At 67.9% G+C, this 10,664-nt stretch carries 10 protein-coding genes and 1 pseudogene; 8 read left to right on the plus strand and 3 right to left on the minus strand.

What is annotated here, in order from left to right:
* Positions 1-174 precede the first annotated feature (174 nt).
* The 4 genes from AC1DHX_RS19125 to trxA all read left to right on the plus strand — a co-directional run bounded on the left by AC1DHX_RS19125 (position 175) and on the right by trxA (position 5,143).
* On the plus strand, positions 175-630 hold the full coding sequence (locus AC1DHX_RS19125; RefSeq protein ID WP_476859050.1) for a YlxR family protein: 456 nt from the start codon (positions 175-177) through the stop codon (positions 628-630).
* Positions 631-782: 152 nt separating this feature from the next.
* Positions 783-3,695, plus strand: a complete 2,913-nt coding sequence (gene infB, locus AC1DHX_RS19130) for a translation initiation factor IF-2 (RefSeq protein WP_223914021.1) — start codon at positions 783-785, stop codon at positions 3,693-3,695.
* Between the two features lie 291 nt (positions 3,696-3,986).
* On the plus strand, positions 3,987-4,496 hold the full coding sequence (gene rbfA / locus AC1DHX_RS19135; RefSeq protein WP_018774499.1) for a 30S ribosome-binding factor RbfA: 510 nt from the start codon (positions 3,987-3,989) through the stop codon (positions 4,494-4,496).
* Positions 4,497-4,714: 218 nt separating this feature from the next.
* Complete coding sequence (gene trxA, locus AC1DHX_RS19140; protein WP_476859210.1) at positions 4,715-5,143, plus strand: thioredoxin; 429 nt, start codon at positions 4,715-4,717, stop codon at positions 5,141-5,143.
* On the opposite strand, the gene AC1DHX_RS19145 is transcribed toward trxA, so the two are convergent.
* Positions 5,140-5,349, minus strand: a complete 210-nt coding sequence (locus AC1DHX_RS19145; protein WP_028278246.1) for a hypothetical protein — start codon at positions 5,347-5,349, stop codon at positions 5,140-5,142. The two genes, trxA and AC1DHX_RS19145, sit on opposite strands and share 4 nt — an antisense overlap.
* Before the next feature lie 88 nt (positions 5,350-5,437).
* Positions 5,438-6,651: pseudogene (locus AC1DHX_RS19150) on the minus strand (pyridoxal phosphate-dependent aminotransferase).
* Positions 6,652-6,735: 84 nt separating this feature from the next.
* Here AC1DHX_RS19150 and truB point away from each other — a divergent pair.
* From truB to AC1DHX_RS19165, 3 genes are read left to right on the plus strand one after another with little or no spacing between them, the layout of a single operon-like run.
* A complete protein-coding gene (truB, locus tag AC1DHX_RS19155) occupies positions 6,736-7,734 on the plus strand; it encodes a tRNA pseudouridine(55) synthase TruB (protein ID WP_476859049.1) in 999 nt (332 codons plus the stop codon).
* Entirely contained in the window at positions 7,734-8,087 is a 354-nt protein-coding gene (locus tag AC1DHX_RS19160; RefSeq protein ID WP_230012044.1) for a hypothetical protein, read from the plus strand. Before truB ends, AC1DHX_RS19160 begins: the two co-directional genes overlap by 1 nt.
* Before the next feature lies 1 nt (position 8,088).
* Positions 8,089-8,613 carry a hypothetical protein gene (locus AC1DHX_RS19165; protein WP_476849432.1) on the plus strand — a complete coding sequence of 175 codons (525 nt, stop codon included), beginning with the start codon at positions 8,089-8,091 and terminating at the stop codon, positions 8,611-8,613.
* 10 nt (positions 8,614-8,623) lie between these two features.
* Here AC1DHX_RS19165 and AC1DHX_RS19170 read toward each other — a convergent pair whose 3' ends face one another.
* Positions 8,624-9,178: an NUDIX domain-containing protein gene (locus AC1DHX_RS19170; RefSeq protein ID WP_476849433.1), complete on the minus strand. Its 555-nt coding sequence runs from the start codon at positions 9,176-9,178 to the stop codon at positions 8,624-8,626.
* A 185-nt stretch (positions 9,179-9,363) separates the two neighbouring features.
* On the opposite strand from AC1DHX_RS19170, the gene AC1DHX_RS19175 reads away from it, so the two are divergent.
* The coding region (locus AC1DHX_RS19175) for a DUF222 domain-containing protein (RefSeq protein ID WP_476900362.1) at positions 9,364-10,664 on the plus strand (1,301 nt) is incomplete at its 3' end.

Raw genomic sequence — 10,664 nt, forward strand, 5'->3', positions numbered from 1 at the left:
CCGCCGCCGCCGACAACACCGGCAAATAGCGAACGCGCGCACGCGCACGAACCCGGGCCGCGGGCCGCCATCGCGGCCCGCGGCCTGTGTGCGCTCTCACGGGTTAGCCGTGATTTCCAAGCTGACCGGCATGCCTGGGTTCGGGACCCGGGCGCCGGAGGGGCTAGAATAGACATGACCGCGCCTAACGGCCGGTATCCGTGTGTCTTTGGCGCGTCTGGGTTTTTCCCGGATTCCCGGGACGCGGTGATTCACCAAGCAGCTGTACTGGCAGGAAGATACTCGAACGTGGCACATGTGCAACACCTCGGGAATCAGCCGCAGCGCACCTGTATCGGATGCCGACAAAAAGGATCGCGGTCGGAGTTACTCCGGCTCGTCGCCGGCGCCGGTGGTTCGTCCGCCGTCGTGGTGGATGAACGACGCCGGATGGCTGGCCGGGGAGCATGGCTGCACCCCAGCGAAAAGTGCCTGGCACTGGCGGTCAAACGTCGAGCGTTCGGCCGCGCCCTCAACGGCGCAGCCGGTACGGCCGATGTTGAACGCCGGATCACTGCCGGCACGGAAGCCGTGGGCACCCCGGTGGCCGCAGCAACAACCGTCCAACCTGAAAGCGGGTCAGAAAACTGATGGAAACCCGATGAGTTCCCAGCGATGAGTGCGCAACGATGACAACTTTGTTGCGCTCTGCAATGGGCCTTTCAGCTGCATTCGCGGCGGAGGCCCGCAGTAAGAAGTAGACGGTTCGTGCCTGGCTCGGTGCGGACCGAGACAGGAGAAATGTGGCCAAGGTCCGCGTACATGAGCTTGCTAAAGAGCTCGGTATTACTTCCAAAGATGCAGTAACCAAACTGCAGGAACTGGGCGAATTCGTTCGCTCCGCCTCGTCAACAATCGAGGCTCCCGTTGTGCGGAAACTGCGCAACGCTTACCCCGACGCCCCCGCAGCTTCGAAGTCCGAAGCTCCGGCGTCCGCCCCCCAGGCATCTGCCAGCCCGGCAGCGACCCGTCCGGCGCCTGCACCCGGCCCCGCTGCGCCCGCAGCGCCGGCGGCTGCAGCACCCAAGGCTGAAGCTCCGGCTCCGGCCGCTGCGGCACCTGCCGCCGCGCCCGCCGCTCCGGCAGCCCCCGCCGCCCAGGCTCCGGCAGCCCCCGCTGCCCAGGCCCCGGCCGCTCCGTCGACGGGCGTCAAGCCCGGCGCGCGTCCGGCCCCTAAGGCCGAAACCCCGGCTGCTCCGGCACGCCAGGGTGGTTCTGCACCGCGTCCGGGCGGTCCCCGTCCCGGCAACAACCCGTTCGCCACGTCCCAGGGCATGCCCCGCGGCCGCGGCGGCGACAACGAACGTCCCTCGCGTCCGGGCAACAACCCGTTCGCTCCTTCCCAGGGAATGCCCCGTCCGGGCGGAAGCCGCACCGAGGGTGAACGCCCCGGTGGTCCGCGCCCCGCAGCAGGCGCTGGCGGCCCCCGTCCGGGTGGTCCCCGTCCGGCAGCAGGCGCTGGCGGCCCCCGCCCCGGCGCCCCGCGTCCGGCCGGCGCTCCCGGCGCCGGTCGTCCGGCAGGAGCCGGCGGCAACCGCCCGACTCCCGGCATGATGCCTAACCGCACCGAACGTCCCGCACCCGCTGGTGCCGGCCGTCCCGGCGGCGGAGGCCGTGGTCCGGGCCGTCCGGGTGGCGCTCCGGGTACCGGTGCTCCCGGTGCCGGTGGCGGCGCTCCGGCCGGTGGTGGCTTTGGTAAGGGCGGTCGCGGTCGCGGCGGCACCCAGGGCGCCTTCGGTAAGGGCGGCGCAGGCCGTGGCAAGCAGCGCAAGTCGAAGCGTGCCAAGCGTCAGGAACTGGAGCAGATGAGCGCTCCGTCGCTGGGTGGCGTGAGCGTACCCCGCGGCGACGGCAACACCGTAGTCCGGCTTCGCCGTGGCTCGTCCATCACGGACTTTGCCGACAAGATCGAGGCAAACCCGGCAGCACTGGTGACGGTCCTCTTCCACCTCGGCGAAATGGCCACGGCCACGCAGTCGCTGGATGAAGAGACCTTCGCCCTGCTCGGCGAGGAGCTTGGCTACAAGCTCCAGGTTGTGTCCCCGGAGGACGAGGAGCGCGAGCTGCTCTCCACCTTCGACATCGACTTCGACGCCGAACTGGAAGCCGAAGGCGATGAAGACCTCGAGGCACGTCCTCCGGTTGTCACCGTCATGGGTCACGTTGACCACGGTAAGACCCGACTGCTCGATGCCATCCGCAAGTCCGACGTTATGGCGGGCGAGCACGGCGGTATCACGCAGCACATCGGTGCCTACCAGGTCACCCACGCCCACGAAGGCATCGATCGCAAAATCACCTTCATCGATACTCCGGGCCACGAGGCGTTCACCGCCATGCGTGCCCGTGGTGCGAAGGTCACCGACATCGCCATCCTGGTGGTCGCAGCGGACGACGGCGTCATGCCGCAGACCGTTGAAGCCCTCAACCACGCCCAGGCGGCCAACGTGCCGATCGTCGTGGCCGTGAACAAGATCGACAAGGAAGGCGCCAACCCGGACAAGGTCCGCGGCCAGCTGACCGAGTACGGCCTGGTTCCGGAAGAATACGGTGGCGACACCATGTTCGTGGAGGTCTCCGCCCGCCAGAACCTGAACATCGACGAGCTCCTCGGCGCCGTTCTGCTCACCGCAGACGCTGCCCTGGACATGCGCGCCAACCCGAACAAGGACGCCCGCGGTATCGCGATTGAAGCCAACCTGGACAAGGGCCGCGGTTCCGTGGCCACCGTCCTGGTTCAGTCCGGTACCCTGCACGTCGGCGACACCATCGTGGCAGGCACGGCCCACGGCCGCGTCCGTGCGATGTTCGACGACGACGGCAGCGCCCTGACCGAGGCCGGCCCGTCCCGCCCCGTGCAGGTGCTGGGTCTGTCCAACGTCCCGCGCGCCGGTGACACCTTCTTCGTGACCGCTGACGAGCGTACCGCCCGCCAGATCGCCGAGAAGCGTGAAGCTGCCGACCGCAACGCCGCCCTGGCCAAGCGCCGCAAGCGCATCAGCCTGGAAGACTTCGACCAGGCCGTCGCCGATGGCAAGATCGACACCCTCAACCTCATCCTCAAGGGTGACGTGTCCGGTGCCGTGGAAGCCCTCGAAGACGCGCTGCTCAAGATCGACGTCGGCGAGGGTGTCCAGCTCCGCGTCATCCACCGCGGTGTCGGTGCGATCACGCAGAACGACGTCAACCTGGCAACGGTCGACAGCGCCGTCATCATCGGCTTCAACGTCAAGCCCGCCGAGCGTGTTGCCGAACTGGCAGACCGCGAAGGCGTGGACATGCGCTTCTACTCCGTCATCTACGCAGCAATCGATGACATCGAGGCAGCCCTCAAGGGCATGCTCAAGCCGGAGTACGAAGAGGTCCAGCTTGGCACCGCCGAGGTCCGCGAAGTGTTCCGTTCCTCCAAGTTCGGCAACATTGCAGGCTCGATCGTCCGCTCCGGTGTTATCCGGCGCAACGCCAAGGCCCGCATCAGCCGCGACGGCAAGATCATCGGTGACAACCTCACCGTTGAGACGCTCAAGCGCTTCAAGGACGACGCAACCGAGGTCCGCACGGACTTCGAGTGTGGTATCGGTCTTGGCTCGTTCAACGACATCACCGAAGGTGACATCATCGAGACCTTCGAGATGCGCGAGAAGCCGCGCGTCTAGGTTGGTTTAGCAGTACAGGTGCGGGGCCGTTGGATTTTCCGGCGGCCCTGCACTTTTCCGCCGTAGAGGGGCCCCGCCCCTACGCTGGGTGGCCGACGTCTTACGACGTCGGCCACCCAGCTCCGGCAGGCCCGATGCCACTCCCGGGCCCCCTCCACGGCTCCAAAGGGCCGCCGGAAGAATCCAACGGGAGTCCGTCGTAGACTCGCCTTAGGCGCGTGGCATGAAAACCCAACTGGTGTACGGCAGCCGTTACAGCGCCGTCGTACATCCAAATTTTTAGGAGTGGAAATGGCTGATCCCGCACGGGCTGCCAAGTTGGCGCAGCGGATTAAGGTTGTCGTTGCTGAGGCGCTGGGCCGGAGGGTGAAGGATCCCCGCCTGGAAGGCGTCACCGTGACCGACTCGCGGGTGACCAACGACCTGCAGCACGCAACTGTTTACTACACCGTGTTCGGTGACGAAGTGGCCCAGGCCGATGCCGCCAAGGGGCTGGAGAAGGCCAAGGGCGTGCTGCGGCAGGAAGTCGGGCGGAACATCACCGTGCGGCTGACTCCGACGCTCGAGTTCGTGGCTGACCAGATCCCCGTCAACGCCTCGAACCTTGAGGAGCTGCTCCGGGCGGCGAAGAAGCGCGACGCCGAGGTGGCCGCGCTTGCCGAAAGTGCCAAGCACGCCGGCGACGCCGATCCTTACAAGAGTGACACTCCGCAGGACGTGGAGCTCGACGAGGACGACTTTGACGAAGAGGACCTGGACCTCATCGACAACGACGCAATCGATGAGGACCGCAACAAGTAGGAATGCCTTCAACAGCAGGGGCCGGAACCGGTAACGGATCCGGCCCCTGCTGTCGTATCCGTTCGGAAAGATCCAGCTGCCGTTGCCGGTGACCCGGGATCCGGGTGAAAACCGCCTCGAGTCTGTCCGGGAGCGGCGTGGAGGTGGACGGCCGGGCCACGGTTGACGAATATAGAAGCATCAAGGACCGCAGTTATGCGCAAAGGTGGCGGAGTGCCGTGGAGTCCAGCCTGACCAAATGCCCGCACTGCGGGAAGACCAACCGGATTCCCGCGGCCGCTGCCGGGCACCCGCGCTGCGGCAACTGCGGCCGGGACCTTGCCTGGATCGTGCCGGCGTCCGACGCCGACTTCCCGGTTGTCGCGGAGCAATCCACCGTTCCGGTTCTCGTCGATTTCTGGGCGGCGTGGTGTGGGCCGTGCCGAATGGTCAGCCCGGTGCTGGACAAGCTGGCCGTGGAGCGGGCTGGAAAGTTCAAGCTGGTGAAGGTCGACGTCGACAGCTCCCCGGGATTGTCCCGGAGATTCGATATCCAGGCCATCCCGACGCTGCTCGTCATCAAGAACGGCGCGGTGGCAGCGCGCCAGGCCGGTGCGCCGCCGTCGGCCGCCCTTCGCAGCTGGCTCGACGCCGCACTGTCCGCCTAGCGGCGTCTTGAGCGTCCTCGGGCTCCCAGCCCGCCGCCCAGCACGGGAGATCCCATGCCCAGGAGGTAGCCGAAGTCGTACCAGTTCCCCGCACGGGCGGAGTTATAGAACGGGAATTCACTCCAGAACCCGAATACATGGGCGATCAGGACGATCCATGCCGTCAGCCCATTCCAGAAACCCCACAGCAGGTCTTGCCACCACACGATGTACTCCCTCGGCTGGAAATCCACGGCGCCCTGTCGGGCCAGGTCCGACGCCAGGACAGTGGGCCAGCCTGGAAGCGCCGTGAGCTCAGGCTAGGGCGCCGGCCGGCCCGGCGATAGGGCCGGTGGACCTGTCGGTCCCCGCTGCCCGCTCGCGTGCAGGGATGCGCCCGAGGCCCTCCACCAAATCGGCCTGGCTGCCGCAGAGCGCGATCCGGATCCAGCCCTCGCCGATCGAGCCGAACGCCGTGCCGGGGGCGAAGGCCACCCCGGAGTCCGCCAGGAAGCGGCGCGTCCATGACCGGACATCCCCGCCACTGGCATGCGAGACGTCCGCCCACAAATAGAACGCGCCTTGGGCCGCGAGGTAGGGGATGCCGTGGGCGCGCAGCACCGCCGAGGCCGCGTCGCGGTTGGCCCGGTAGTGGGCATGGGCATGGCTGACGTAGTCCTGCGGACCGGTCAGCGCTGCCAGCGCGGCGTACTGCGACGGCGAGGCCACGCACGACACGATCGACTCCATCACGTTGTTCATCTTCTGTTCCAGCCCCGGCGGGCAGATCAGCGCACCTATCCGCAGTCCCGTCAGCCCGTAGGTTTTGGAGAGCGTGAGCGAGGTGAACACGCGTGCTTCGCCCGGGACGTCACTGTCGAAGCGGGCCGGGCTGACGTGCGGGACATCGTAGGTGAACGCCTCGTAGCATTCGTCGGAGATGACCCACAGATCGTGCCGCCTCGCCAGCTCCACGAGCCGGCGGGTCAGGTCCTCGCCCAGGACAGCGCCGAGCGGGTTGGACGGGGAATTCAGGATCAGCACCTTGGTTCGGGGCGTGATGAGCGCCTCGATGTCCTCGATCCGTGGCTGGAATCGTGCTCCGGGTACAGCGGGTAGCGGACCGGAACGGCGTGCAGCAGGCTGCTCGTCATCGCGAAGGTGGGGTAGCCGGGATTGGGGATGAGGATCTCATCCCCGGGGGAGAGCAACAGGCTCATGGCGAAATGCAGGCCCTGCTGGGCGCCGTCGACCACGTACACGCGCTCCGCGCCGACCGGCGTCGCATTGTGTTCACGGAAGCGGGCGGCGAAGGCCTCCCGCAGCGCGGGGATCCCGGCGTTAGGTGTGTAGTTGGTCTCGTCCCGGTCCAAGCACGCCATGCCGGCCTCGAGGACATGGCGGGGGACTGCGAAGCCCGGCTCCCCGATACTCAGCACGATCGCACCGGGCGTTCCCCAGGCGGCTTCGGTGATCTCGCGGATCTGGTTAATCGGGACGTCGCGGACATGTGCGGCAAGCTCGGGCATGTCTGCCATCCTAACGCCCGGCGTCCGCGGTGGCGGCGGGACTGTGGGCGTCGGGGCGGGGCCGGCCCGCATATACTGGGAGGCGTGCTTTCTGGACTGGTGATAGTAGACAAGCCGCAAGGTTGGACCAGCCACGATGTGGTTGGACGGATGCGGCGGATTGCCGGTACCCGAAAGGTCGGCCACGCCGGGACACTGGATCCGATGGCCACCGGCGTTCTGGTGGTGGGCATCAACAAGGCCACCCGGCTGCTGACCTACATCGTGGGCACGTCCAAGACCTACACCGCCACCATCAGGCTCGGTGAATCCACCGTGACGGACGACGCCGAAGGCGAGGTCACCGCCACCCGCAGCGCCGCCGGGGTCACCGTAGACGCCGTCCGCGCCGGCGTCGCGGCACTGATCGGGGAAATCGAGCAGGTTCCCAGCAGCGTCAGCGCCATCAAGGTCAACGGCGAACGCGCCTACGCCCGGGTCCGGTCCGGTGAAGAGGTCAAACTCGCAGCCCGGCCGGTGACGATCCACCGCTTTGAGATCCACGAGACCCGTCCCGTCCACGACGGCGAGTCACTCGACGTGGACGTCACCGTGGAGTGCTCCTCCGGTACCTACATCCGTGCCCTGGCCCGCGACCTCGGCGATGCTCTCGGCGTYGGCGGCCACCTGACTGCACTGCGGAGGACTCAAGTGGGTCCATACACCCTTGATCAGGCACATACGCTCGAACAATTGGCCGAGACGCTGGACGTCCTGGAAATCTCGGACGCGGCCCGGGCGCTGATGCCGAACCGTGAACTCAGCGAGGCGGAAACCACTGAGATTTCCTTCGGCCGCAGGATCGGAGCCGGAGCAGCGGCAGGCACACCGGAGGCAGCGACCGCGGACAAACCGGCAGCGGCGTTCGCGCCGGACGGTTCGCTCGTGGCCCTCCTGGCCGATGCGGGAAGCTACGCCAAACCAGTGCTCGTCTTCGCGCCGGATAATGAAAAGCCCGGCAACGAAAAGCCCGGCAACGGCAAGCCGGCCACAGATAAGCAGCCCACAGATAAGCAGCCCACAGAAAAGCTGGCCGGCCAGTAGTGGACGCGTATTTCTACATCATTCTGGTGGTTGGCCTGCTCTCCAGCATCATCTGCGTCGTCGCGGGCCTCCTGAAGAAGGCGCCCAACGACACGACGATACTGTCGGTGGCCGCCGTCGAACTTGCCCTCCTGGTCTATCTGGGGGGTTCGATTGTCCGGGTGGCCAGCGGCGAGCGGATCGCGGGGGAGGCTTGGGAGTTCTGGGGCTATCTGGCGACGGCGCTGATCCTCCCGATTGGGGCCGTGTACTGGTCCATCCTGGAGCGGACCCGCTGGAGCAACTTTGTCCTGGCCGCSGTCGGCGTCACYGCCCTGGTGATGGCSGCGCGCATGAACCAGATCTGGTATTGAGATGGAAGAGGCAGAAAACGTGAGCGCAAACTCCCCGCACGACGGCACCGGAAACCCGGCGGCGCCGGCGTCCCGGACCACTGGGCCGGCGGACGCTGGATCCGCCGACACTGCGCCGGCGACGACCGATACCCGCAACACCGGGCCGGGACGGCTGCTGATTGCTGTCTATGCCATCTTCGCGATTTCGGCGACGGCCCGGGCCGGCTACCAGATTCTCACCAAGTTTTCCGAGGCGCCGCTGGCGTACCTGCTGTCCGCGTTCGCCGCCGCCGTCTACGTCGTGGCCACCGTGTCTCTGGCGAAGCCGGGGCGCACCGCGTTCAAGGTCTCGGTGGCGGCAGTCCTGGTGGAGCTTGTGGGCGTCCTGGTGGTGGGAGCACTCAGCGTGTTCGACTCGGTAAACTTCCCGCACGAGACAGTATGGTCCCTGTTTGGCCGCGGCTACGGATTCATCCCGCTCCTGCTGCCGATCCTGGGACTCATCTGGCTGTACCGCCGACGGCCCGCGCCCCGGGACCACTGACTCCGGCTGATTACAGGCGGCCGGCGATGCGCCGGGCCTCAGTGAGCCTGCTGCGCAGCCCCGGCCAGGCCGCGGCGAAGCCCGGGTGCAGTTCCTTGCCGCCGACGCCGTCAATCCCCACCCACTGCAGTTCGATACTTTCCGCATCACTGATCGCGGCCTCGAACGGCTGCAGGGCAACGGCCACCACGGTGGTGTAAGACCAGTAGCCGACGTCGAACACCGACGTAAACAGGACCTGGAGATTCCCCGGAGGCACGGCCGCTTCCTCGTGTGCTTCCCGCAACGCGCCGTGGATGGCTTCTTCCCCTTGGTGCAGGGCGCCGCCGGGGAGCCCCCAAGTGCCGCCCTGATGGCTCCACAAGGCGCGGTGCTGGAGCAGGACCCCCTTGGCGGGGTCGTGGACCAGAAGCCCGGCGGAACCGAACCGACCCCAGAACCGCCCCCGGTCGCCATCGACCCAGGCATCGCCAGGATCGCGTGGGCCCAACGGGCGGCGCGGATCGCCCGGCAGCAGTGGTGCGAACGGTGATTCCCCGACTTGGGGAGCGGCTGTGCTGTCCATCCCTACAGCTTGCCACGCACCGGTCCGTAGGAGGGCGGGGGTCGTACGCAGTGTTACGTGCCCGGACGTGCCCTATGGGCTCCAGATGCTCTGAAGTGCGCTGCCGGGAGTCACCCACTATGAGTCGCGCGCCAGCAGGAATGGCTTCCGCTATGTCTGTCGTACCCCTCTGGCAGAGTTTAGTTATGGAAGCCATTGGAGAGTTCATCCCGGACCGGGCCCCGTGGGCCGGCCCGGCTGTGTCCTCCCGGCATCCCCGCCTGGCCGCCGTTCCCGGCGCGGCTGACGCAGCCGGCGGCGCTCTGGGCGCCGCGGGTGCGGCGGTGGACTCGGCGCTGGCGGCGCTGCGGGCTTCGAACCCGGCTGCGGATGTCGATTCCCCCTGGTTTGGCTTGCGGGAGGCCGCGGACTTTGCCGGCCACGTCGAGGACCTGTCCCGCACGGTCGAATACTTCCAGCTCGTTGCCGCGGCTGCGGTAGAGCGGACGCGCAAACACGCCGCGTTCACCGCGCCGGCCGCACACGGCTGGGGTGAGGAAGCGGCCCAGGCGGGCTGGCCCACGGGCTGGAAACAGGAATCCGACGGCGGGACGGATGCAGGGGCCGGCGGGGGAGCTGATGCCCTGTCCGACGCCGGGGCTCACGGCGCACCTGTCGGCGGGACGCATGCCGGGGCCGGAACTGGCCCCCGCGGTGACTTTGCCGGGCAAATTGGGATGTCTGCTGCGGCGGATGACGGCTACCGGAACGCCACAGATTTTTTGCGGGCGCGGCTGCGGATCAGCGCCGCCAAGGCCAAGCGCCGGCTGGCGCTGGCCGACACGCTGCTGCCCCGGCAGGGACTCGCCGGCCGGCCCATCCCGCCCGTACACCCGGAGCTCGGAGCCGCCGTCGCGGCCGGCGAGGTCGCATCCCGGGCCGCGACCCTCGTCACGCTCGCCCTGGACCGGGTCCGGCACAGCTGCCTCCCGGAGGCCGTCGCGGCGATGGAACATGCCCTGACCGCGACGGCCATCGAGAACGACGCCGACTTCCTGGCCCGGATCAGCCGCAGCTGGGCCGAGGCACTGGACCAGGACGGCGCCGAACCCTCCGAGGAACTGCTCCGCCAGCTCCAGGGCGCCTTCCTCCGCAAACCCCGGCACGGCCTGCAACACCTGGAAATCTTCGCCACCACGGACCAGTTCGAATACCTGATCACCGTGATGAACACCGCCACCAACCCCCGCACCGACCCAGACACCGGCCAAGGCACCACCACCGGCCACACGGCGGGTGACGGGTCCGCGGCGGCGGGTGCGCCAGGCCCGGCTGCGGAGCCCGCCACGCGAGAGGACCCCGCACTGCCGTCCCTGGACCTCCGCTCCCGGCCCCAGAAGCTGCTCGACGGGCTGGTCGGCGCGTGCAAGGCGGCCCTCGCCACCGGAGGGCTGCCCGCCGCGGGCGGGCTCCGGCCCCAGGTCATGGCCACCATCGACTACCGGGA

The sequence above is a fragment of the Arthrobacter sp. 05N33_2 genome (assembly GCF_056397425.1).